The 22,809-nt window shown below is 45.6% G+C and carries 22 protein-coding genes; 9 read left to right on the top strand and 13 right to left on the bottom strand.

Features of this window, described 5'->3' with window-relative positions:
- Positions 1 to 222: 222 nt before the first annotated feature.
- The 6 genes from ACQEXU_RS08405 to ACQEXU_RS08430 form a co-directional block, all read right to left on the bottom strand.
- Positions 223 to 1,083, bottom strand: coding sequence for an endonuclease/exonuclease/phosphatase family protein (locus tag ACQEXU_RS08405; protein ID WP_427010441.1), 861 nt, complete (start codon positions 1,081 to 1,083; stop codon positions 223 to 225).
- A 35-nt stretch (positions 1,084 to 1,118) separates the two neighbouring features.
- A complete protein-coding gene (locus tag ACQEXU_RS08410) occupies positions 1,119 to 2,162 on the bottom strand; it encodes a UDP-glucose--hexose-1-phosphate uridylyltransferase (RefSeq protein WP_427010442.1) in 1,044 nt (347 codons plus the stop codon).
- Between the two features lie 70 nt (positions 2,163 to 2,232).
- Entirely contained in the window at positions 2,233 to 3,333 is a 1,101-nt protein-coding gene (locus tag ACQEXU_RS08415; RefSeq protein ID WP_427010443.1) for an ABC transporter substrate-binding protein, read from the bottom strand.
- Between the two features lie 17 nt (positions 3,334 to 3,350).
- Complete coding sequence (locus ACQEXU_RS08420; protein ID WP_367990687.1) at positions 3,351 to 4,190, bottom strand: ABC transporter permease; 840 nt, start codon at positions 4,188 to 4,190, stop codon at positions 3,351 to 3,353.
- Positions 4,191 to 4,198: 8 nt separating this feature from the next.
- Positions 4,199 to 5,068: an ABC transporter permease gene (locus tag ACQEXU_RS08425; protein ID WP_427010444.1), complete on the bottom strand. Its 870-nt coding sequence runs from the start codon at positions 5,066 to 5,068 to the stop codon at positions 4,199 to 4,201.
- Positions 5,065 to 6,135: an ABC transporter ATP-binding protein gene (locus ACQEXU_RS08430; RefSeq protein ID WP_427010445.1), complete on the bottom strand. Its 1,071-nt coding sequence runs from the start codon at positions 6,133 to 6,135 to the stop codon at positions 5,065 to 5,067. The genes ACQEXU_RS08425 and ACQEXU_RS08430 overlap by 4 nt, the downstream gene beginning before the upstream one ends.
- A 237-nt stretch (positions 6,136 to 6,372) precedes the next feature.
- Between ACQEXU_RS08430 and ACQEXU_RS08435 the strand changes: the two genes are divergently transcribed.
- From ACQEXU_RS08435 to ACQEXU_RS08445, 3 genes are read left to right on the top strand one after another with little or no spacing between them, the layout of a single operon-like run.
- Positions 6,373 to 7,203, top strand: a complete 831-nt coding sequence (locus tag ACQEXU_RS08435) for a glycerophosphodiester phosphodiesterase (protein WP_427010446.1) — start codon at positions 6,373 to 6,375, stop codon at positions 7,201 to 7,203.
- 10 nt (positions 7,204 to 7,213) lie between these two features.
- Positions 7,214 to 8,338, top strand: a complete 1,125-nt coding sequence (locus ACQEXU_RS08440) for an ROK family transcriptional regulator (protein ID WP_427010447.1) — start codon at positions 7,214 to 7,216, stop codon at positions 8,336 to 8,338.
- A gap of 27 nt (positions 8,339 to 8,365) precedes the next feature.
- Positions 8,366 to 9,166 carry a LysR family transcriptional regulator gene (locus ACQEXU_RS08445; RefSeq protein WP_427010448.1) on the top strand — a complete coding sequence of 267 codons (801 nt, stop codon included), beginning with the start codon at positions 8,366 to 8,368 and terminating at the stop codon, positions 9,164 to 9,166.
- 19 nt (positions 9,167 to 9,185) lie between these two features.
- On the opposite strand, the gene ACQEXU_RS08450 is transcribed toward ACQEXU_RS08445, so the two are convergent.
- The 3 genes from ACQEXU_RS08450 to ACQEXU_RS08460 all read right to left on the bottom strand — a co-directional run bounded on the left by ACQEXU_RS08450 (position 9,186) and on the right by ACQEXU_RS08460 (position 13,260).
- Positions 9,186 to 10,217: an HlyD family secretion protein gene (locus ACQEXU_RS08450; RefSeq protein ID WP_427010449.1), complete on the bottom strand. Its 1,032-nt coding sequence runs from the start codon at positions 10,215 to 10,217 to the stop codon at positions 9,186 to 9,188.
- A 6-nt stretch (positions 10,218 to 10,223) separates the two neighbouring features.
- Positions 10,224 to 10,667 (bottom strand): magnesium transporter, encoded by a 444-nt coding sequence (locus tag ACQEXU_RS08455; protein ID WP_367990685.1) that lies wholly within the window; start codon positions 10,665 to 10,667, stop codon positions 10,224 to 10,226.
- Positions 10,668 to 10,854: 187 nt separating this feature from the next.
- On the bottom strand, positions 10,855 to 13,260 hold the full coding sequence (locus ACQEXU_RS08460; protein ID WP_427010450.1) for a glycosyl hydrolase 2 galactose-binding domain-containing protein: 2,406 nt from the start codon (positions 13,258 to 13,260) through the stop codon (positions 10,855 to 10,857).
- 254 nt (positions 13,261 to 13,514) lie between these two features.
- Between ACQEXU_RS08460 and murQ the strand changes: the two genes are divergently transcribed.
- From murQ to ACQEXU_RS08485, 5 genes are read left to right on the top strand one after another with little or no spacing between them, the layout of a single operon-like run.
- The gene (gene murQ, locus ACQEXU_RS08465) at positions 13,515 to 14,417 is read left to right on the top strand and encodes an N-acetylmuramic acid 6-phosphate etherase (protein ID WP_427010451.1); all 903 of its coding nucleotides are present in this window, start codon (positions 13,515 to 13,517) and stop codon (positions 14,415 to 14,417) included.
- A gap of 1 nt (position 14,418) precedes the next feature.
- Complete coding sequence (locus tag ACQEXU_RS08470; protein ID WP_427010452.1) at positions 14,419 to 15,795, top strand: PTS transporter subunit EIIC; 1,377 nt, start codon at positions 14,419 to 14,421, stop codon at positions 15,793 to 15,795.
- Between the two features lie 54 nt (positions 15,796 to 15,849).
- Entirely contained in the window at positions 15,850 to 16,695 is an 846-nt protein-coding gene (locus ACQEXU_RS08475) for a MurR/RpiR family transcriptional regulator (protein WP_427010453.1), read from the top strand.
- Positions 16,696 to 16,708: 13 nt separating this feature from the next.
- Positions 16,709 to 17,044 carry a YidH family protein gene (locus ACQEXU_RS08480; RefSeq protein WP_427010454.1) on the top strand — a complete coding sequence of 112 codons (336 nt, stop codon included), beginning with the start codon at positions 16,709 to 16,711 and terminating at the stop codon, positions 17,042 to 17,044.
- Complete coding sequence (locus ACQEXU_RS08485; RefSeq protein ID WP_367989317.1) at positions 17,041 to 17,340, top strand: DUF202 domain-containing protein; 300 nt, start codon at positions 17,041 to 17,043, stop codon at positions 17,338 to 17,340. Before ACQEXU_RS08480 ends, ACQEXU_RS08485 begins: the two co-directional genes overlap by 4 nt.
- 39 nt (positions 17,341 to 17,379) lie before the next feature.
- Here the strand turns inward: ACQEXU_RS08485 and ACQEXU_RS08490 are convergent, their stop codons facing one another.
- The 4 genes from ACQEXU_RS08490 to tnaC all read right to left on the bottom strand — a co-directional run bounded on the left by ACQEXU_RS08490 (position 17,380) and on the right by tnaC (position 20,958).
- Positions 17,380 to 17,760 (bottom strand): Rid family detoxifying hydrolase, encoded by a 381-nt coding sequence (locus ACQEXU_RS08490; RefSeq protein WP_427010455.1) that lies wholly within the window; start codon positions 17,758 to 17,760, stop codon positions 17,380 to 17,382.
- Positions 17,761 to 17,776: 16 nt separating this feature from the next.
- Positions 17,777 to 18,991, bottom strand: coding sequence for an aromatic amino acid transporter (locus ACQEXU_RS08495; protein WP_367989315.1), 1,215 nt, complete (start codon positions 18,989 to 18,991; stop codon positions 17,777 to 17,779).
- A 102-nt stretch (positions 18,992 to 19,093) separates the two neighbouring features.
- Positions 19,094 to 20,518 (bottom strand): tryptophanase, encoded by a 1,425-nt coding sequence (gene tnaA, locus ACQEXU_RS08500; protein WP_427010456.1) that lies wholly within the window; start codon positions 20,516 to 20,518, stop codon positions 19,094 to 19,096.
- 242 nt (positions 20,519 to 20,760) lie between these two features.
- Positions 20,761 to 20,958, bottom strand: a complete 198-nt coding sequence (gene tnaC / locus ACQEXU_RS08505) for a tryptophanase leader peptide (protein ID WP_427010457.1) — start codon at positions 20,956 to 20,958, stop codon at positions 20,761 to 20,763.
- Positions 20,959 to 21,141: 183 nt separating this feature from the next.
- Between tnaC and ACQEXU_RS08510 the strand changes: the two genes are divergently transcribed.
- On the top strand, positions 21,142 to 22,743 hold the full coding sequence (locus tag ACQEXU_RS08510) for a methyl-accepting chemotaxis protein (protein WP_427010458.1): 1,602 nt from the start codon (positions 21,142 to 21,144) through the stop codon (positions 22,741 to 22,743).
- Positions 22,744 to 22,809 lie beyond the last annotated feature (66 nt).

Genomic DNA, 22,809 nt, shown 5'->3' on the forward strand with positions numbered 1-22,809 from the left:
TCCTTTTATCGTTCCAACTCACTTTCTCCGTCAGAAAAAGCGGTCTTAAGATGGCGATTATTGAGAAAATTGTCGAGAAAGGGGGACTTATTGACACGTAGCATGGTGTTTAACATTTTTTACACATGCACGTTAAACGTTGAATCATAAGCATAAGGGAGAAGGAGCAAACTCGCATCGCAAGAGGCCCTATCTCCCTTTGACTTTTATTGTTCTAAAACCCTATTGACGCACAAGTTGCATTTCAACGGTTAGTGGAAGGTGATCGGTAAGTTCAGCAAAAGGAACGGACGCTACTTTATCCATCGGCTTAGGAATTTCCACTTTTTTGATATCCCACTCTTGTGCATTTGATGTCAAAATGTAATCAATCTTTCTCTCAGGATTCCAAGCAGGTGCCGTCAACGTGAGTGCTTTATCCGTTTCATTAAACCACGCGGTAAGTTCCTTGTACTCTGTTGATTGTGGCGGAAGATTTAAATCACCGATGATAATAGGGAGCGCATGCTTAAAATTCCAAGAAGAGAACTTAGCTTGCAGGGTGCGTACCTGCTCTTCACGTAATGGCTGCGTCGTATGATCTAGATGCGTAGTGACTGCCATCACTGGCGCTGGATAATTAGGCACATCAACTTCTACCGCACACGCAGAGCGCTGCTCAGCGCCTTCGATATTAGGCAACGCCATTCGCTTAACGAACTTTATAGGGTGCTTAGATAGAACGGCAGTCCCGTACTCACCACCATCATGATCAATCGCCTTACAGAAGTAGTAATTCATTCCAAGCTGCTTAGCAATATACTCAGCTTGGTTGATTGGGGAATGACCTGCTGCACTAAAATTCTTACCCGAACGGCCCGTTTTGTTGTCGACTTCTTGCAAGCCAATGATGTCGGCGTTAAGTGACTTAACCGCTTCAGCAATCGCATCGGTGTCCCCCATTCTAGATGCCATAATGTTGTACGAACTCACGCGAATGTTCTCGGTAGAGACTGCTTTGTCGACAAGCGGTTCGTTCGCAAATGAAGAAAATACCGCAGTGAGCCCCAGCGTGATTGCTGAGAGGGTGATGGCTTTAGACATAAAAATTCCCTTATCTCTCTTTCAATATATGACTGTTAACAGTCGCGGTAGTGAACGTCACTCATGCGACTCAGGCGCTGAGCTGCTTGCTCCGCCGTTAAATCTCGCTGGCTTTCTGCCAGCAATTCATATCCCACCATAAACTTACGCACCGTGGCGCTACGTAATAATGGGGGGTAAAACAGCGCATGCAGTTGCCAATGGTTAATCTCGGTTTTTGGATTAAAGAACGGCGCATAATGCCAACCCATAGAGTACGGGAAAGAACACTGAAACAAGTTATCGTAGCGGGTGGTAAGCCGTTTAATGACCAGTGCTAAGTCATCCCGCTGACTATTATTTAACTCACTCATGCGGCGAATGTGCGCTTTGGGTAATAACATGGTTTCAAATGGCCATGCTGCCCAATAGGGAACCACAGCCAACCAATGTTCTGTCTCGACAACAATGCGATCTCTTTCTTTTTGTTCCGCTGCAACATATTCCAGCAATAGGTTGCGGCCATATTTGTGGTAATACGCTTTTAAATGATGATCTTTCCGCTTAATCTCGTTGGGTAAAAAGCTGCTCGCCCAGATTTGTCCATGAGGATGAGGCTGTGAACAACCCATGGCTTCCCCTTTGTTCTCAAACACTTGAACCCAAACATACTGCTTGCCGAGTGATTCAATTTGCTCGTCCCACGTATCAATAACATTGCGAATGCTCTTTATGGGCAGCTCTGGTAAGGTTTTACTGTGATCGGGAGAGAAACAGATAACTCGACTGACACCACGAACTACCTCTGTTTGAAACAACGGATTCACCGAGTTAACTACCTCTGGCGCCTCTTGTTTTAATGCCGAAAAATCGTTGTCAAAAACGAAGCTTCCTTGGTAACTGGGATTTAGATCACCAGAAGTGCGCGCATTCCCTGGGCAGAGAAAACATGACTCATCATAAGCAGGCAATGAGTTAGTACTTGGCTGTTCATCCGCCCCACTCCACGGCCGTTTAGCGCGATGCGGTGACACCAAAACCCACTGCCCCGTTAACGGGTTATAGCGGCGATGCGGGTGCTCTGCCGGGTGAAATTTCATGGTTCGCCTCTTTCTTTTTGCTCTCCTTATCCTTTGGTAAGAACACAAAGAATAAGGAGAGTGCTTCAACTTACTGCATTAACACATTACGAGTGAACTGTTTCTTCAACTCTGCGGAATAGCTCGCACTGAATGGTTCTGTCGCATTGTTACGCATTTCCTTTGGCACGAGAGAGTTTGACGCGTCAGCGTCAGGATGCTGAGGAGCCGTACCAAATGTTGCGTTTAACTCTCCTTGCGTTTTCGCCGATGTTAGCCAGTTAACAAAGACCAATGATGCCGCTTTGTTTTTGCTGTTGTTTGCAATTGAAACAAAGTTCCCACCGCCCGACATACCAAATTTGGGTATGTAGAACTTAATTCGCTTAGTGATTGCCCCTCGCTCTTGGAGACCTGCCAAATGATCTTCCCAAGCTGGAGCTAAGATGATTTCACCATCATTTATCCGAGTTAGGCTATCTGCATTGGAAGCCGTAATAAGCACGTTCTTTTTGTTCGCTTGAAACCAATCCCAAGTTTTGGACCACGACTTAACAACAGTTTGATCAGCTTGATCCCCAATATCTTCATCTCCGTTAATTTGGCGAATCATGGCTTCGATAAATCGACCTCCTGAACCACCGCCATTTGGATCATTCACACCAAAATTTCCCGGGTTTGTTCGAATATAGTTCTCAAGGTCCCCAAACGTTTGAGGTAAATCGGCAAAAGCAATACGTGCAGAATCATAGGCAATCCCCGTTTGATTCCCCCAAAATGTAACGCCATACCCTTGGCTATTTACACCTTCTGATTTCATGGTGAGCTGATCAAACTCTGGTAACGGGTCCAGTTTCATCAAAATTTTGCTGGCATCGAACGTACGTAATGTTGGTGCGCCAAGAGCCACGACATCCATTGAACCCTGCTCGCGACGTGATTCGGCAACCAGTTTATTTCGATTGGCATCTAGCGTCCCTTCTGGGATCCTTACTTTAATCCCAGTATCTTGTTCAAAACCCTTAATAAACTGGCGCCAAGCGGGCTGTAAATACCACACAGAAAAAGTGATTGCCCCTTCTTTTTTTGCTTGTGCTTCTATCTGCTCCCAGCTCATTTGAGTGACATCATAGGCGATTGCAGGTAACGATATGGATGCAGCCAGCAGCGACATTAGGGTGACTTTCTTCATTGTATATCTCCTTTTAACTATGCCTTCCCAGTTGATTGAGATAGATAGTTTCCTTTCAGCAACCGTTCGATCACCAGCATCAGTAACACATTAGGAATCACTAAGATCAGCGACACAACAGCGGCGTCTGGCCGAATAAAGGAATAGCCTAAAAACGAATACAAAATCGTCGGAACGGTAATAAAGTCAGGTGCTCCCAGTACGAAAGCCATATTGAACTCTTCAATACTGATCACCAGACAGAAAATGGTTGAAGCAAGTAGGCTGGGTTTAAGCATGGGTAAAAAAGCGTGCTTAAATGTTCCCCATTTACCAGCCCCCATATCAGCACAGGCATCAATGAGATCTTGAGGAATTGCATTAAAACCAGCGGATAAAATTCGAATCGCATACGGCAGCGCTAATACGGTATGAGCAATAACGATATTGAAATATGGATTGGTCAGTCCTAGCTCAAGTAACATTGAACTAAAGAACACCGCCAAAATCATGGATGGCATCACCATAGGTAACAGGGAGACCATTTCAGCAATCTTCTTGCCGCGAAATTCCATTCGGCCAAACGCATAAGCGGTTGGTAGTGCTAATGTCACCGTCAGCAATGCCACGGCAGGAGCTAGGGTATAGCTATTTTTCAATGCCTCAGGCAATGATGTAGTTGTCCATACCTCCACCCAGCGGCCAAGAGAGAGCACTTGGGGGAAAATATCGGGATAGCTCCAAGGATGGTCTGGGTCCACCACTGACCACAGAATAGCCATTGCAAAAGGAATACCTAGCCAAATAACGTTCACGATGACAAAAAAAGCAATGGAGATCATCATGACCAAACGGGCATTAGAGCGCGGTTTTGACATCAAATACTTCATGACTCTTTCTCCCACTCAACGATCGGCTTCTTGCGAGTTGCAAAAGGTTTGGTGATTGCTGTAAGCACAACCGCAGAAAACGCAGCCAACAGCATGATGACCATAGCGATCACCGCGGAGCTTTCCCACTCGTAATACTGAAGGGCTGTAATATTCATCAACATAGACAAGGAATAGCTGCTGCGAGAGCCGGCAACGGCCGCGAATGAGAAATCTCCCAGTGCTCCAATAAACACCAAAATAGACGTGGCTTGTAATGCCGGAATCGTCAAAGGGAACACTACGCTACGAAAGCGAGACCAACGCGTCGCACCCAAATCAAGCGCAGCATCCATGAGATCAGTACGAATACTAGCAATGGAACCTGTGATCAGAATCAGAGCAAAAGGTAAGTTCTTCCATATTTGCAGAACAATGATGCTCCAACCAAATTCATCATTGGTTAAACGCATCGGTTTGTCGATAATGCCTAATAGGATGAGCAACTCGTTAAAAATGCCGTGATAAGCAATCACGTTCATCAGCAAAAACGCAGCAACCAGTCCCGGGACAAACATCGGCGCACGCAACATCCCGATCACGGCAGGCTTTGCTGGGATATCTTTTTGCAACCACAATGCAATGGGATAAGCAAAGGTCACCGCCCCTAATGTCCCAAGAATCGAAGTGCGCAGGGAATAGCCGACTGAGCGCCATAAAATGGGGTCACTCAATGTCGTCGTCCAATGGCGCAGGGTAAATTCTGATTCACCCGATATCTGAAACAAACCAAAGCTCTGTGCCACAACGACATACAATGCACTGCCCATCAACACAACAATGGTCCCCACCCCGGGGATGATCAGTAAGTACGGTTTTAAATTCATACGGTGACCTCTTCCAAGAAACGAATACCGTATTCAGGTAATTGAATATGCAGTATGTCCCCTTCTTTTACTGAAAGTCTGCCCGCTAATTGCACTCTAATCTTGTGCTCATTCAGCGCCCCTACCCAACCGAAGACATTTAAAGAATCGCCTTGAAACGCAACCGAGCACACCTTCATCGCAAAACTGTTTGGCGCATCTTTAGCACAGACTGTGACATCCTCAGGACGCCAGCAAATATGAATGTTGTTCCCTCTTGGTTTGGTATCCGAACGTATCGAAAACTCTCCCATATCACAGGTTACGACATATGAATCCGCCTCCGATGCGGGCTCGACGAATGCGGTATGCAGGTTAGCCGCCCCAATAAAGTCAGCAACAAAGCGGCTCGTTGGACGAAAATAAATGTCTTCAGGTGTGCCTACTTGCTCAATTTTCCCCTGATTAAGCACAATGATCCGGTCACTCATTGCCAATGCTTCTGCTTGATCGTGCGTTACGTAAATCGAGGTCAAATTGTGGCGTCGCTGTAGCTCTTTTATTTCAAAGCGAACGCCTTCACGCATTTTTGCATCCAAGTTAGAGAGTGGCTCATCGAAAAGGATGATTTCAGGACGTGTCACCATGGCACGCGCTAACGCAACGCGTTGCTGCTGCCCACCCGACAGCTGAGCGGGCAGCTTATCTTTATGTTCTTTCAAACCCACTTGATGGAGAATTTCTATCAGCCGTTGCTGCTGTTCTCTTTTATCCATCTTTTGTTGCTCAAGGCCAAAGCAAATGTTGTGAGACACACTCAAATGAGGAAACAGCGCGTAAGACTGAAAACACATCGCCGTCTCTCTGTGCTCTGGCGGGACTTTAGTCACATTGTTCCCACTAATGAAAATGTCACCTTCACTGGGTTCATAAAAGCCCCCGATCATTTTGAGTAGTGTGGTTTTACCACAGCCACTAGGTCCAAGCAGGGTGACAAACTCCCCTTTTTTCACACTAAAAGAGACATCTTCTGATGCATAGAAGTCACCGTATTTCTTTGTGATTGACCGTAGCTCTAATACATTCATTGATTAACCTTTCCTTGAAAGCATTATTTTATAAAAACATAACTCCGGTTTATTTCAACATCAATAATTGATGACATTTTAAACTAAAAAATCATACATTGATCACCAGAACAAACATAAATAATTGTTTTTAAATCTGTTTTTATTTCAACTTTTATCAGTTGACACAAAAACACAATTACGACTAATCTAAGTTATCCTTTTTTATAAAGTTTAAATAAAGTAGGTTAAGAAGATATGTCTTTTAATTTCAATGTAGCAAAATCTGGGCAAGTGCTCGTCAACCCTCACCGAGGCGATTGTCTGTTTTATCCAGAAAATACCATGCCTGCCTTTCAAGGCGCGTTTAATAAGGGAGCGCGATGTATCGAAATTGATATCGCAATGACCAGCGATCAACACATCGTGGTGATACATGATCCTAGTGTCGACCGGACTTCAAACGGCACAGGTTATGTTGAGCAAATGACACTAAAACAGCTGCGACAACTTGATTTAGGCGGTTGGTTTTCTGCTGAATTTTCTGGCACTCAGATCCCGACCTATGAAGAGGTGCTCGACTGGGCAATCCAGCATGGTGTTGGTTTAGTGGTTGAAGCGAAACAGCGACGCAGACACCAAGAATTTGCTGAGACATACACCCAAATAATGACGCGTAAGCCGGGCGCGATAGACCACACTATTTTGCTCGGGTTTGACCACTCTCTGATCAATAAAGTCAAAGTGCTACTGCCAGAGCAGTCAATCCAAGTCGTGACCTTAGCGCGTTATCTTGACCAGTTGAGCGCTGTGCAAGCGTCCAATGCAGACAGCGTCTGCGTGGAATACCCCTTCACAACAGAGGAAGTATTGAGAAGTTACAAATCAGCTGGACTCACAACACGTTTGTTTCTTCCTAACAAAGGTGATGACGTTAATACCGCGCAGTGGTTCAATGATTACTATGGCTATGATGTAGAAAGTGAAATAACTGACTGGATAAGCAAAGGATTAATTGACATGCTAAGCCATGATGATATTGATATGCTTGTTGCCATGATCAAAAAGGCAGGAATGGAGCCCATCTAAGGAAACGTGCATGTTACAGCCAATCAAACCCGTTCAACTAGAACTCACACCCGGACAAAAAAAGCTTTTGGCAACCTGCCGTCAGCATGGCTCTGTCTCCAGAGCCAAAATAGTTGAATTGACAGGTTTAAGAAGTGGGAGTGTCACCAGCCTTTCAAAAGAACTATTGGCAATGAACCTAATTCGGGAAGGACAAAGAGAACGGATTGGCCGAGGCCAACCTATCATTCCTTTAGAGCTGAACCCTTATGGTGCATTCTCGTTCGGCGTTTCATTTCAAATCCAACGCATTGAAATTGGGTTGTCTAACTTTTGTGGTGAAGTGTTAGAGCAAGTCAACATCCCCTACAAAGAAGCCTCCCCCATCGAGGAAGTATTAACGAGCATTCATGGACTCATTCAAGGCTTGATTGATAAACACAAGCTGCACCGAGCACGGGTTCTCGGGATTGGCGTATCCATGCCCGGTCCAGCCAATGGAGATGGTAAAACTATACATACCATCCAGCCACTAGCACACTGGCGAGCCGAACCTCTCACAGAGAAGTTTGGTGAATTTTTCGACTGGCCAGTGTGGATAGACAACGACTGTAATGCGGCCGTTGTGGGTGAGTTTTACTCCGGTTGCTGGCCGGAAGTGAAAAATATGGTACTGATCGAAATCGGCCATGGGGTTGGGGGTGGTGCCATCGTCAATGGTCAGCTTTATCGTGGTAGCCGCTTAAATGCTGGTGAGATTGGCACCTATTACACAATTATCGGCGATGAAAAGAGGCCAACCGTTAGAAAACTAATGCAATCGCTTAACCAATCAGGCATCGATTGTCAGTCTCCGGCCGATATTCCAGATTCTTCACATCCCATCGTTAGTGATTGGGTAAAAGAGACAGCCTATTATCTTAGACCATTAATCGTTCTGACCATCGGTTGGTTGGATCCTGACTGCGTCATTTTCGGCGGCCAATGTCCGCCCCATTTAAGCAATGCCATTATCAAGGAAATGAACATAGAAGCCAGCTGGAAACGCTTCCAACGTGACTATCCAGTTGCTCAGATTTCAGCAACGCGTGTCGGCGTGTCTCTAAACACTTATGGGGCGTGTATGTATCCAGTTTTCCGTACCCTTGGAATTTAGCTTTCCCAATAATGCTTCAGGAATAAGATGAAAGATCTCAACGCATTACATGTTTTTATTAGCTTGATGGACACCCGCTCTACTCAGCGGGCCGCGCAAAAACTCGGACGCTCACAGTCATACGTTTCCAAAACGTTGGCACAGCTGCGTGATGATCTCAACGATCCGCTGTTTGTTCGCAGCCAAACTCAGCTTGTCCCCACCAGCTATGCGATGGCCATTGAAAGTAAGCTACGCGGTGCGCTAGAGCAGGTCTCCCTTTCTCTTGAACCAGAAAAGTTTGACCCGATGCAAGTTGAAAAAATCACGCTGCATATTGTCGAACCTTTCCTTATTGAAATGGGTAAACCGCTGATCCGCGCCATACGAGAACAGTCCAACGCCATCATTGAGCTCAGACAATGGCACCACGGTAGTGAACAAATGCTGCTTGATGAAGAAGTGGATGTGGGCGTTCATATTTTGGGTGATAAGCCACAGACGCTCTATCAAAAACGGCTTCACACCGGTAGTGGTCACTTTAACGGGAACTTAAGCGGTGAATACGTCAAATACATTGTGGCTGGATTAAACGAACATGAAGATCACTTTAAAAAACTCGATCCTTCCATTGAAGCGACGATCTGTGTCGATAACTATCAGCTCATGAACCAGTTGATGGACGACTGTTTTACCTTGCGTTATGAGCCGCATTTAAACCACGATGCTAAACAAACCCTGAATATGGATAGCGCGCTTATCGTCAAAGCCTCTCGCCGCCAGTCCGGTAAGATCCTATGGTTGAGTGCTTTACTGCAAGAAATGGTGGAAAGGCATATTATTCAATAATGCCTTTCCACCCTGATACTTACAGTGCTGATAGATACGCTTTATAGGCTTTCAATCGAACCGTCGCCGCGCCAATAATATCCATAAAGCCGAGTGCTGCATGTGGTTTGCTGGCAGAAATCCAGCCAGAGCCTGTGGCTCCTATCGGCACGTTGTACCCTTCAGGCTCTTCAAATTCGATGATCACTGTTCGCCCATGGCTTCCTTGATTATTCCCTACATGTTGACGCACATGTTGGCTGCCATTGACCACGGAAACACGCGCTTCTCCCGTACCAGCCATTAAGCTATGAACCCGGCCACGAAAGATCTCCCCCGGATACGCATCCACATAAAACTCTGCAAATTGTCCCGGCTGAATATTGGCATAGGTTTGATCGGCAATGCGCATTTCCACAAACTTTTTCGATGTGTTGTACAGATGCATGTTCCCCACACGCGTTCCTTCCGCGATGTTTGCAATGGAAACCTGCCCATCAAATGGCGCACGGATTTCACGTCGTTCATTTTGCCATTCCGCTGTCGCTATCTGTGCTTCAATCGATTTGATCTGGGCAAACACAGCCGCCACCTTAGCATTATTGGACTCAATACGCGTACGAGCGTCATCACGTTGCTGCTCCTGAGCAAAGTCATTCAACTTTTCTAAACGAGCTAAGGTTCGCTTGTCGTTATCGATTTGGTGCTTTAGGGCTACAATCTCAGCTTCAGCCGCTAATTTTTGTGCTTGTAACCCACGCACTTGAGAATCGGTATCCTCCGATTTGAGCACGTAAATCAGACCCCCTTGCTTCACATGCTGGTTGTGAGTCACCAGCACTTGTTCCACTTCTTGACCAACTAATGGACTTAGCACTGCGTGCGGCGCCTTGACAGTTGTACTGTCGGTTAAGTCAGCCGGAGACCAAAAGCGATGCGCCGTAAACAGCATGAAAGCCAAAAAACCGCCTAGCCCGATCATCACTGTCGCATTACGTAGCGTCCACTGAACAGAACCGGTTTTCACCAAAACCCAACACAGCAAAATATACGGTAGCATGATCTCTTTCATCGTGATTTACTCCTGTGCCTTGTTGATTTTATTCAGACCATTACGAATGATGCTCGACAAACTATTTGCCACCACATCCCAGCGGGTGAAAGCGATAATAATGGCGAGCACCCACCATGCTTTGTCGATAAACAGTCCACAAAGTGATAGAGCAAAAACAATTTGCGTATGGGCAGAAGACATCTCTTTCGCTTTATGCACCGCCACTTCATGCAATTGCCACAGCAGATACAACACATACACGACAATCGCGAGAGTGACACAAGCAATGAAGCCCATGAAAAATTCTGAGTCCAGCAAGGTCAAAATGGTTGGATAACCATCAGAAAAGTAGCTTTCGGGCAATGACTTGCCATGCACTTTCCCAAGCCGAGAAAATAGCCAAGACGCGACAAATAAAACGCCAACGAGACAAATTGATTTAATTGAAAACGCGCCAATGCGTTTCATCATCCCTGTAAACCGATGTCCAGAAAGCTGCACTGAAGAAGATTTTGCAGGCATAGTGGTTTACCTAAGTTTTGAACAACTTAGCTAAGGTAACCCAAGCTCAATGTAAATTTGGAATAGAGGGTATTCCAAATAAAATTGGCCTGTCACTAAACAGGCCAAATACGCACAGTTATACCATCGCGTGTTAGCAGATATCGGCCAATTGATACAGTCGTAACGACTCAGCAAACCGAGGATTACCATGGAAGGTGATATCAATGGGCTCACCCGGCAACAAAGTCATGCTGGAATCACTAAAGCGGCCATCCACATCGCACTCTAAATGGACAAAGAAGGCAGGTTTATCTGTGGAAAGTCGAATTCGATCTCCGTCAATCTCCATCTTGATTTTCGCTTTGGCGATAGGGACCGACTTCCAGTTTGAAGCCGCCATCCAGGTATTTTCAAGTACGGTCGAACCATGCTCTGTTTTCAGATAAAAGAAGCCTTTATCTGACGTTGCCATCGCCTCTTCACGCGCCATATGCCACACCATAATGTTGCTGTCGGGCTCGGCAACACAATCAATCGACCACGCCGCTAATGTCTCCCCTTGCCAGCTCATCCATACCAGAGTACCAGTGACCGATTGCTCTTGATTGAGATCATTCACAAGTCGCAATTGAAGTTGCGTTTCCGTCAGTTCAAAGGGCAAATAAACCGCTGAGAAGAAGCGTTTCGCATGGTAGTGAAGCTGCTTCCAACGACCACTGTATTCAATGCTCGACCACGAACTCACAGGCCAATTATCGTTGAGCTGCCAAAATAACATCCCACGGCATACCGGAGAAATCGCGCGCCAATGATCACACGCCGTTTTAATCGCAATGGCTTGTTGAACTTGGCTCAGATACAACATCTGATCGAACCCCGCCGGGAACTTGAAATAACGCGTAAACATTTCCGTGATGATGCTATTACCACGCGGATTTTTCTGGTGGTATTCGAAGGTGGGTGAAGTGACATTCCAATCTTGTTCAGGGACGAACTGTTTCACTTCAGCCAGAGACGGCCATGATTGATAACCAAATTCAGAGCAGAATCTTGGGTTAACCTGACGATAAGCATCAAATGATTTCCCTGAGTGCCACACATCCCAGAAATGCATGTCTCCTCGATTATCATCATGCCATGCATCACCGAAATCCAAATCTCCATTGCACGGTGAACTTGGCCAAAAAGTACGGCTGCTGTCTTCTTGCGCCACAACATCAGCAATACGGCGATTTAACCGGTCGTAGTTCACGGTATATTTCACTTTGTTGTGTTTGGATTCGTCATACCAACCAATGGCACCAATGACTTCATTGTCGCCACACCAAAGTGCAATACAGGCATGGTCTTTTAACCGTTTTAGCTGATCTTGTAGCTCCAGTTCAACATCTGCCACAAAGTCGTCCGTTGATGGATAAAGAGAGCAGGCGAACATCATGTCTTGCCATACCAATAGCCCAAGTTCATCGCACAATTGATAAAACTCGTCACTTTCATATTGGCCACCGCCCCACACTCGGATCATATTCATGTTGGCAGCCACAGCACTTTCAAGTAGTTCTCGATAGCGTTTGCGCGATTCTCGAGACGGCATGGCATCCAGCGGAATCCAGTTGGCACCTTTGGCCACAATAGGGAAACCGTTGACCACAAACTCCATAGCCGAACCAATGTCATCTTCAGCAGTATTGAGCACCAGTTGGCGTAAACCGAGTTGTTTTTCCACCACGTGACCATCACACGCAACCGCCAAAGGATAAAGATACTGCTCACCGTAGCCTGCGGGCCACCAGCGTCTTGGCTCAGCCACTGTAAAACGAAAACGCTCCGTGCCACTTTGGCTCACTCTCGCGCTTTGTATTTGATCGGCAAACTCCACACGTAAATCCGATGCTTGCCAACAGCGACATTCCACATCGACCACCACCTCAACGGAGCCATCCAGATGCCAATGTTGCTCTGTACTGACTTGTTCAATGTGCACCTTATCGACACAATCCAGTGCAATGGGGTCGTAAATGCCAGACACCATCAGGCAAATACCCCAATCCCATCCAGAATGGCACTGCGTTTTGCGCAGGGTATTCATGTGTGGGATCTGATTGTTCCCCATGGCAGATGGAATCGGAAACGGCAGCTTTTCCGCTCGTTTTCGCGCTTCTTCATCCGCTCGGTAGAACGTGATCTCAATGACATTCTCCCCTAAGCAAAGCCAAGATTTAATGTCTTTCTGATAGCGCCGAAACTGATTTGAACACTCAAAAACGGGCTGCCCATTGATCGATACTGAAGCAACGGTGTCGACTCTCGACAGTATCAGCAAGCAAGCATTTGCCTGTAAAGTTTGGGGAGACACAGTAAAGCTGCGCGAAATACGCCAGTCACACTCCCGTACCCATTGAACATCCGTCTCATTACATCCGTAATATGGCGGCACAATCTCTCCTGCTTGTAACAGCGCCGAGTAGTGGTCTCCAGGAATCATCATAGGATGCTGAATGTGGGGACTTTGGAGAGAACTGAGCTCCCACTCCCCATTAAGATTAATTTGCTGCATGGAACACCTAACTTAGTGTAATTCGCTGATATGAGCGTGTGACCCTCATCTAATCAGTAAGTTGTTTCATCAATATCAATACAATGTAAAACGCTTCATATTTAAGATGCACTTCACAACATTCGATTCAGACTGCTAAATCAAAAAATGAAACAGCATTTTATGTGACGAATTTCCCGAATTGATGACATTATTATTGTCGATATTCGACATTTGTATATTTTAATAATGTCGAATATCAACGGAGAGATTTTATGAGTGAGTTGTCCTCCACCATCAACAAAGAGCAAAACCCAGAAACCACCAATCTATCTGAATTGCCTTTGCACGATGTGCTGAGTTTACTCAATGAACACGATGCCTCGGTGGCGTATTCCATCCGAGCTGTATTACCAGACGTAGCAGATGCCGTGAGCTTAATTGCTCAACAGATCAAACTCGGTGGCCGTCTGTTTTATGTTGGCGCTGGAACCAGTGGCCGACTTGGTGTACTGGACTCAGCCGAATGTCCCCCTACATTTGGAACCGATCCTTCTTTGGTTCAAGCCATCATTGCCGGCGGCTTAGAAGCAATGTTGTCTGCTGTCGAAAACATTGAAGACTGCATTGAGTCAGCCCCTCTTGAGCTTGCCAATCGCGAACTCAACTCCAAAGATATTGTTGTCGGTATCGCAGCCAGTGGTCGAACTCCGTTTGTCCTCTCAGCCCTCAAATACGCGCAACAAGTTGGTGCTAAAACCATTGCACTGAGCACTCGCGGGCCGAGTTTGATTTCGCAGAATGCAGACGTCTCGATCGCACCCGATGTTGGCGCGGAGGTGCTTGCAGGTTCAACACGAATGAAGAGTGGTTCCGCCCAGAAAATGCTGCTCGGCATGATCAGCACAGCCGTCATGCACCAGCTCGGTAAGATACACGGCAACCTGATGGTGGATGTGAAAGCGTCAAACGAAAAATTACGCATTCGCGCCCAACACATGGTTTGTCAAATTTGTGAAGTTGAAGAGGCAACGGCTGAAGCCCTATTGGAAGCCGTCAATTACAATGTTCGTGCTGCTGTGTTGCTGCACACATTGGATATGTCGCCTTCCGCTGCACTCGCGCTTGCTGCGCAACCTTTCCAACCCCTGAAACAGCAGTTACTGCAAGGAAAATAACATGGCAAATAAGATAGAACATCTCGAAGTTATTGCCGATCACATTGAAAAACACATCGGCGGTTTTGATAACGTAGCGACTCTGACAAACTGCATGACCCGAGTACGCATCGTACTTAAAGATCGCAGCTTGTTTGATATGGAAGCGCTGCGCAGTCTTGATGGAATCAAGGGCGTGGTTGATGCCGGCGAGCAGTACCAGATCATTGTCGGCATGGGGACCGCGGCGAAAGTCACTGGCGTCCTGAATAAACGAATGAAAGGCACTGGTGTCGAACCTGAACCACAGGCAACAACCCAAGCGCAGCCATTTTCAATCCGCCGTGCACTCAACACCTTAGCTGCAATTTTTGTCCCGACGATCCCGGCACTCATCGGCTGTGGTTTGGTGCTCGGTATGGTCAATATTTTCAAACTATTGGCACCTGAACTTGTTGCAGCTCATCCTGATATTTTTGCCTTGTTTACCGTCGTCGGAAAAGCGGTATTTGCGGTTTTATCCGTGATGATCGGCATGAACACAGCAAAAGAACTGCAAGCGTCTCCAGCAATTGGCGCCGTAATGGCTGCTGTTTTGGCAGCTCCCGGACTGGCTAATATCGAGCTCTTTGGTAACGCATTAGTTCCTGGTGGTGGCGGTATGTTTGCCGTGTTGCTTGTGTGCGTCTTCTCATCAAAGTTTGAACTCTGGTTCCGCAGCCATTGTAAAGAGAGCCTTGATCTTATCTTTACTCCAACCGTTACTATTCTTGTGTCCTCAGCCGTTGCTCTATTTATCTTGCAACCTATCGCTCATGCGGTGAATGTTTGGTTAGGTAATCTGGTTTCTGTTGCCTTGCTCAATGAGTCTGCTGGCTCAGTGGCCGTTGGAGGTGTGTTAGGTGGCGGCTTCCTATTCTTGTTGCTTACTGGTCTTCACCAAGGCCTCATTCCTATCCACGCACAGATTTTGGACACATTTGGCCTGAACTACTTATTCCCAATTTTGGCAATGGGAGGCATGGGACAAGTTGGCGCAGCGGCTTATGTCTACCTTAAATCCAAGAACGAACGTTTGAAAAAAACTATTGCGGGTGCTTTGCCTGTCGGGATCCTTGGTGTCGGTGAACCGCTGCTGTTTGGGGTTTCATTACCACTGGGTAAAACATTCATTGCAGGCTGTATTGGTGGCTTTGCTGGCGGCGCGATGATGGCGGCATTTAAAATCGGCATTATCATTCCATTTGGTACAGCAGGATTGTCCTTGATCCCACTCGTCGGAGAAGGCCAAATTCCATCCTTCTTACTCGCAGTCGTCTGTGCATGGGTGGTGGGTTTTATTGCCTCCATGCTATTAGGATTTACAGATCCAGTCGAAAAGCCTGCGCAAAGTCGTTAATATCATCCGTCGTATCATCAAGATACGACGGATTTTTCACTTACTGAGGCGTCAATGAATAGCATCATCAATAAAGTTAAGACACTTGCTCACTCAGCGAACAGTAATGAGCAAAAAATTTCCCAGTTTATTATTGAGCATGATTTCGACCTCTCAACGCAAAGCGCGACCAAAGTCGGGGCCGCGCTTGGGATCAGTGATTCTTCCGTTATTCGGTATGCTAAGAGTCTCGGTTGTAGCGGGTTTCCGGATCTCAAACTCAAGCTTGCTGCACTGTCGCCACACATGAATTCCGGAACTAAATCAACTATTTATGCCGAAATTGGTGCTGATGATTCTGCGAAGCAAATCATCGAGAAATCCAAGCATCTGTTTACCAATACGATCGATCAATCTCTCAGCCTCATCGATGCAGAGACCATCGAACAGTGCGCCGATATCATGTTGAGTGCAAATAAGATTCTACTTGCAGGTATCGGTTCATCAGCTCTTGTCGCTGCTGATATTAACCACAAGCTGATCCGCTCGGGCTTCAATGTTCAATTTAATCAGGATTACCATACTCAAATCGTCCAAGCCTCATTACTTAAAGCCAATGATGTATTATTGGTCGTTTCTGCACGTGGTAATACCCAAGAAGTGCTGACCGCGATTGAAAAAGCACGTGAAAATGGTGCAAAAGTGATTTCACTGACGCGTTATGGCAAAGGCAAGGTCGCCCAAGTGTCTGATTTTGTCATTCCCTACAGCTACACAGAAAACCACACTCAACTTGGCATGGTCACACCTCAGTTGTTGCAGATGATCGCCTTTGACATTCTGTTCTTTAAACTCAACACCATGACTGGTTGTACTAGCATGCATAAAGCACTGGATTCCATCCGTAAAATTCAGCAATAAGGAATTTAGAACCATGAAAATGGGTAAAGACCCAGACTACCGATTCTCTCTTGCGAATGAGCGTACGTTTCTCGCGTGGATACGCACTGCGCTTGCTTTTCTCGCCACATCCATCGGTATTGATTTACTAAGTGCCACGCATGACTCTCCGATACTACGCCATGCAGAATGGTTAACACCCGGGCTCGCAGGTATAGCCTTGGCAACAACCACTTGGGCATTTCTACGTTGGTATCAGAATGAAAAAGCGATGCGACTAGAAGCGCCGTTTAAATACAGTAAAAGCCTACTGGCAATGACTCTTGTAGTCATCAGCTTTGCGATTCTCATCGGGTATTTAGCCTTATGAAAGCACACAGCGTGGAGCGCGATCCCGGTCTTCAACGAGAACGCACCCAGCTTGCCTGGACGCGTAGCGCCCTTGTGATGACCACGGGCACCATGCTACTGATCAAAGTCGGTACGCTCTCAATGCTGCAATTTGGGTTATTGCTGATTGCGTTGTGGTTTTTCCTCAATCAGATCGTCAAAAGAAAAACGGAAATTGCGACTCAAGGGCAAGTATTTCATCGCAAAATGATGGTGAGAAACTTATGGGTGGCCAGCGTGGTTGCTTTGGCGGCGTTGTGGGTATGTCTTCATTAAAAGCGGCAAAGCCGGGCAAAAACCCGGCTTAAACTTACGTTATTTAAATGCAATTACTTCAATTTCTACTCTCGCATCCATCGGTAAGCGCGCTACTTCCACACATGAACGTGCAGGGAATTTTGCACCACGCTGTTCAAAGAACGCCTGATAAGCTTGGTTGATCACCGTAAACTCATTGAGATCTTTCACAAACACCGTGGTTTTCGCAAAGTGATGAATGCTAAGACCCGCTTCTTCAACAATCGCCAAAGCATTAAGCAATGAACGAGTTGTTTGTTCAGCCACCTCTTCAGGCATCTGTTTTGTTTCCGGGTCAAGCGGCAACTGACCCGATGTGATCACCATATTGGCGAGGCTCACACCTTGTATGTACGGTCCAATTGCGGCAGGTGCATTTTCTGTGTTGATCGTTGTCATCTTAGTTCCTTAAAAGTTAACCGGTAAACGCTGGCAATAGGTTGACCATTGCCATGAAATGGAAGGCGGCGGTAAGCACACCAAATAAAATCACCACGCCGACCATCAATTGGCCGCCGGGTACAACAAACCCTTCACTCCCGTTTTCTTTTGAGCGAGACTTCAGCACCAATAGCGCAGGAATGATGCATGCCCAAACGGTGGCGGCTGCGCCGGCGTAACCGATGGCAATCACAAAACCAAATGGGAATAAAATTGAAAGCACCAGTGGTGGAATAAACGTCACCAACCACGTTTTAGAACGCCCTTTTTTGCAGTTTTCAAATTTGAACAGATCGGCTAAGAAATCAAACACCCCAAGGCCCACACCAATGAAGGATGAGAGAATCGCTGCCATTGAAAAGGCATTAATCGCGCGCTCAACCGTCTCTGACTCAATCACCGAATCCAACGCCATAAGTAACGCGTCTACATTGCCACCTTGTTCAATCACAGGACCAAAGCTTTCACGAGGCAAATTGCCAAAAATACTCACCATCCATAGGAAATAGAGCCCTAGAGCAATGATGGTTCCACCAAGAATCGCCTTCTTGGCGCGACGCTCTTCACCATAATAAGCACGCATTGAAGACACCGAATGGTGATAGCCAAAAGACGTTAAAGCAACGGGAAGCATCGCCATCGCATAAGGGGCGTATTCGCCATTGGGGTTAATGGTATCCAACAGCACCGAGGTATTGACGTTAATGGCAAGCCCGGAAACACCAAAAATAAAACTCAGCACCATAAAGGCAATTAATACCACTGAGATACGATCCACAGCATGAGTTGAATGCCAAACGAATATGGAAAACACCGCCACAAAAAGAACAGACGCAACTTTGCTATCGATATCCAGCAGATCTTGCAAAATAAGGCCAGAAGAAGTGATGTATGCGTACAGCAGGATGCCGCCAACAAAGTAGACTGTCAGGTTGTTAAACATGTTGACCTTATCGCCCAACATGTCTTTGGTTACGGTATTGAATGAGACTCGAAGATCGTAGTGTTTAAAAGCTTCAAGTAGCATCCAACCAGAAATGGTCATTATTATCATCGTCAGGGTAATGGCAAACATAGACCACATTGTCCACGCGCCAGCCCCCGCACTTGGTAGGCCCAACATACCAGCGCCAACACAGACACTAGCAATGATACAGGCCCCCCCAAGTAAGGAAGGTTTGGTTGTCATAGTTATAATCTCTAAATTAAGTTCACGTTATTAGCTTTTTTATCGATAGTTTGGAACAGGCCAAAAAAACGCAGCTCAAATAGAGCTGCGTTCAATAAAGGTTTATTCGCTGTCGACTTCTTTTAGACGCGCGGTAAAGTGGCGAAGCACTTCTGGCTCGTAGGTGAAGTCCAACCCTTTCACATTTTCTGCATTGGCTTTAACGTGCCCGAAAGCTTCAATAATGAAATCCATGTGGGTTTGCGTGTAGGTCGCACGTGGAATGGTTAAACGCATTAATTCTGCCGGACAAGGCATCTGCTTGCCCGTAGCGGGATCACGCCCAAGTAGCAGTGAGCCAATTTCAACCGCGCGAATACCCGCAACCTTATACAACTCACACGCCAGTGCATGTGCTGGGAACTGATCAGCTGGGATATGCGGTAGTAGTTTACCCGCATCAACAAATGCCGCGTGTCCACCTGCTTGCTGGCAAACCACACCAATGGCTTCTAAGCCATCCACCAGATATTGCACCTGACTAATACGATAAGCCAACCACTCTTGGCGCATACCATCGTATAAACCAACCGCTAAGCGCTCCATTGCGCCGCCTTCTAAGCCACCATAAGTTGGGAAGCCTTCTTGAACCACACACAACGTGCGACACTCGTTATACACATCAAGCATGCTGTCATCTTTAAAGCAAAGCAGGCCGCCCATTTGCACCATGGCATCTTTTTTCGCTGACATTGCAAGTGCATCTGCATACTTGTAGCTTTCACGCGTGATCTGCTCAATACTCCAATCTTGATAGCCCGGCTCACGCTGCTGAATAAAGTAAGCATTTTCAGCAAAACGAGCGGAATCCATGATCACTGGAATATCGTAACGCTGGGCAATTTCGTACACCGCTTTCAAGTTTGCAATAGAGACCGGTTGACCACCCGACGAGTTACAGGTGATGGTGCTCACGATATACGGCACGTTTTCTGCGCCAGTTTCTAAGATCGCATGTTCTAGCTTCTCTAAATCAAAGTTACCTTTAAAGTCTGCGCTGACGCCGGTATCAAATGCGTCTTCGGTATAAACGTTTTTGGCAACGCAGCAGTTGATTTGAGTATGCCCTTGAGTGGTATCAAAGAAGTAATTTGATAGCGCCACCATCTTAGTGCGATCAAGGCCTTTTTCTTTTTCACGTTTTTTGATCAGTACAGGAATGTAAATCTGCTCTGCACCGCGGCCTTGGTGCGTTGGGATGGTATGTTGATAGCCAAAAATATCTTTAACAGCATCTGCCAATGCGTAGTAACTACGGCTACCACTGTATGCTTCATCACCTCTGAGCATTGCTGCCTGCATCTCTTGAGTGATAGCACCGGTACCACTGTCGGTAAGCAAATCAATAAACACGTCTTCGCTGTCGAGTAGAAACGGGTTCATCCCCGCTTTTAAGATCGCTTGTTCACGATATTCGCGCGTTGTACGTTTTACTGGTTCAACAACGCGAATACGAAAAGGTTCAGGCAGGTGTTTAAAGTTTTCCATTATTCATTTCCTAATATTTAAGCAATACTTTACCACCTCGGTTATTTAATTTAAAAACCAAGGAAATAATTAATTTTGGTCAACAAGATAATCTTTGAAATATATTTCAAAGATAACTATTGAGAATCAATATGAAACAAATTGATAGAAACTCATTGATAGAATTTTCTTTAATATGAAGAGATATTTAAAATCAACAAATTAAAATCAATAAGTTATATGCACAGGACGTGCAGAAAAGATTACTTAACTGGGAAGAAGAATGAAATTTTATAATCGAGAGTAAACCAAATACTTGAATTGTTGTGATTTTCCATGTTTTCACCTATTTGAAACTGAAATATTATCAATCCCGCACAAGTAAGTTTAAGCAATTCCCCCACCTTGTCTATAAATTCTAGAATATTTTGAGAACCTATAGACAAAAAATATGGAAGCATAATAATAAATATATATCTTGTACTTTATTTTCAATTGGTTAATGTAGAACAAAATATTTTTTCAGATGCCATACCATAATAAATAACGTCATTTAATGAACTTTAATAAAACTTAACTCATATTCATTCCATCTTAGGCGATAAAGGTTTAAACCAAAGAAGTTCTAAGAAAAGGACGAAACCATGAAGATCAAGTTAAATAACATCTCTATTCGATTGCAGATCTTGCTGCCGGTCATTTTATTCGCAATCGTATTGTTCATCACGCTATGGATAACAAAAAGTAAGTTAGATGGTGAACAAGAAGATGTGGCAGCTCAAACAAGCCAGATGATTGACTATAACGAAGCTTTAGACTCCATCGATGAACTGATATTTCCATTACGCATCCAAACCATCTACGCAATTTATAATGTGGATAAGCGGAATGAATATCTGGAACAAATTGAGCAAGCAAAGATAGATTTACCCGTATTGATGGCAGAGCTGAGCTCAGTAAATCAATTTGAATCAGAAATAGAGAGCGTCAATAAAGAGTTTGAAAAATACTATTCAATCGCAATCACCATTGCCAATCATCCATCTTCTATCTCTGAATCTCAAATCGACCAAATAAGTGGCCATGGCAGTAACATTATCGATCGCGTCGACGACCTGAGTCAGGCGGTCCAAGCCTATATCCAACAACAGGAAAGAAACAACGCAGCACAGATGGATGAGATTGAGTCTGATGCCATTATCGGTGTCATGCTGATCTTCATTGTCTCCATCACTATCGCGATATGGTTATCGACAGTGATAGTAAAACCGATACTTCACCTCCAGCACGTTGTTAAAAATGTGGCAGATGGCGATTTGAGTATCCGATTCGACCAAGATGGTAACAATGAAATTGGCCTACTTGGTAAAGATTTGAATCGCACGCTTCATCAATTAAGTTCGACCATTACCTCGCTTGTGAGAATAAGCGAAGACGTTGCGGCAGCATCTACCGAACTTGTTAGCGTTATGGATCAATCGGAAGGCAACGCAACACAAGAGCTCCATGAAATCGAACAAATTGCAGCAGCAATCACCGAGTTGGCTAGCACTGCAGATAACGTCAGCCAAAACGCAACGTCCGCAGATGACACCGCAGAGCAAACAGGTACATTGGCTCAAGACAGTTTGAACATATTTTCGCAAAGCCAAGATGCAAATAAAGAGATGGGTGAGAGCCTCAATCAAGCGGCCAATGTGGTTCTTGAGTTGAAAGAGCAGTCTGAGCACATAAACAACATCGTGGATGTCATCACGGCAATTTCCGAGCAAACCAATTTGCTGGCATTGAATGCTGCCATTGAAGCAGCTCGAGCCGGAGAACATGGTCGTGGTTTCGCCGTCGTTGCCGACGAAGTACGAATGCTTGCTGGTAGAACTCATGAATCAACATTGCAGATCCAAACCATTATTGAAAAGTTGCAGCAGCAATCGACTCTTGCAAACGAGAATATGGAAAGTTGCCTCACCTCGCTTGAGAGCAACCTGAACCTTAACCAGCAAGCGAATGAAGCCGTCACAGGAATTACAAGCTTGGTTTCAACGCTAAACAACATGAATGCACAAGTTGCGACAGCCGCTGAACAGCAATCTTGCGTCACACAGGACATTAGCAAAAACGTGAATATCATGCTCGATCTGGTCAATCAAAACGTACTCGGTATCAACCAGAGCACACAAGCCAGCCAAGAGTTATCTGTTCTTGCTGAAGAACAAAAGAAACAACTCTCCTTCTTTAGACTTTAAATGGTTTGAGCGTCACATGGTTATTTCGTGGCGCTCTTATTTTTCTGTGAGTGGTACACTGCAACA

Source organism: Vibrio sp. TRT 21S02 (assembly GCF_050113675.1).
In the GTDB taxonomy this organism is placed as follows: Bacteria; Pseudomonadota; Gammaproteobacteria; order Enterobacterales; family Vibrionaceae; genus Vibrio.

Coding starts and splice junctions, on each gene's coding strand:
- ACQEXU_RS08490 (WP_427010455.1), bottom strand. CDS start 17,760: ATGACAACGATCAACACAGAAAATGCACCTGCCGCAATTGGACCGTAC.
- ACQEXU_RS08430 (WP_427010445.1), bottom strand. CDS start 6,135: ATGAATGTATTAGAGCTACGGTCAATCACAAAGAAATACGGTGACTTC.
- ACQEXU_RS08440 (WP_427010447.1), top strand. CDS start 7,214: ATGTTACAGCCAATCAAACCCGTTCAACTAGAACTCACACCCGGACAA.
- ACQEXU_RS08450 (WP_427010449.1), bottom strand. CDS start 10,217: ATGAAAGAGATCATGCTACCGTATATTTTGCTGTGTTGGGTTTTGGTG.
- ACQEXU_RS08435 (WP_427010446.1), top strand. CDS start 6,373: ATGTCTTTTAATTTCAATGTAGCAAAATCTGGGCAAGTGCTCGTCAAC.
- ACQEXU_RS08485 (WP_367989317.1), top strand. CDS start 17,041: ATGAAAGCACACAGCGTGGAGCGCGATCCCGGTCTTCAACGAGAACGC.
- ACQEXU_RS08510 (WP_427010458.1), top strand. CDS start 21,142: ATGAAGATCAAGTTAAATAACATCTCTATTCGATTGCAGATCTTGCTG.
- ACQEXU_RS08455 (WP_367990685.1), bottom strand. CDS start 10,667: ATGAAACGCATTGGCGCGTTTTCAATTAAATCAATTTGTCTCGTTGGC.
- ACQEXU_RS08445 (WP_427010448.1), top strand. CDS start 8,366: ATGAAAGATCTCAACGCATTACATGTTTTTATTAGCTTGATGGACACC.
- ACQEXU_RS08460 (WP_427010450.1), bottom strand. CDS start 13,260: ATGCAGCAAATTAATCTTAATGGGGAGTGGGAGCTCAGTTCTCTCCAA.
- ACQEXU_RS08470 (WP_427010452.1), top strand. CDS start 14,419: ATGGCAAATAAGATAGAACATCTCGAAGTTATTGCCGATCACATTGAA.
- ACQEXU_RS08420 (WP_367990687.1), bottom strand. CDS start 4,190: ATGTCAAAACCGCGCTCTAATGCCCGTTTGGTCATGATGATCTCCATT.
- murQ (WP_427010451.1), top strand. CDS start 13,515: ATGAGTGAGTTGTCCTCCACCATCAACAAAGAGCAAAACCCAGAAACC.
- ACQEXU_RS08475 (WP_427010453.1), top strand. CDS start 15,850: ATGAATAGCATCATCAATAAAGTTAAGACACTTGCTCACTCAGCGAAC.
- ACQEXU_RS08410 (WP_427010442.1), bottom strand. CDS start 2,162: ATGAAATTTCACCCGGCAGAGCACCCGCATCGCCGCTATAACCCGTTA.
- ACQEXU_RS08495 (WP_367989315.1), bottom strand. CDS start 18,991: ATGACAACCAAACCTTCCTTACTTGGGGGGGCCTGTATCATTGCTAGT.
- ACQEXU_RS08405 (WP_427010441.1), bottom strand. CDS start 1,083: ATGTCTAAAGCCATCACCCTCTCAGCAATCACGCTGGGGCTCACTGCG.
- tnaA (WP_427010456.1), bottom strand. CDS start 20,518: ATGGAAAACTTTAAACACCTGCCTGAACCTTTTCGTATTCGCGTTGTT.
- ACQEXU_RS08480 (WP_427010454.1), top strand. CDS start 16,709: ATGAAAATGGGTAAAGACCCAGACTACCGATTCTCTCTTGCGAATGAG.
- tnaC (WP_427010457.1), bottom strand. CDS start 20,958: ATGCTTCCATATTTTTTGTCTATAGGTTCTCAAAATATTCTAGAATTT.
- ACQEXU_RS08425 (WP_427010444.1), bottom strand. CDS start 5,068: ATGAATTTAAAACCGTACTTACTGATCATCCCCGGGGTGGGGACCATT.
- ACQEXU_RS08415 (WP_427010443.1), bottom strand. CDS start 3,333: ATGAAGAAAGTCACCCTAATGTCGCTGCTGGCTGCATCCATATCGTTA.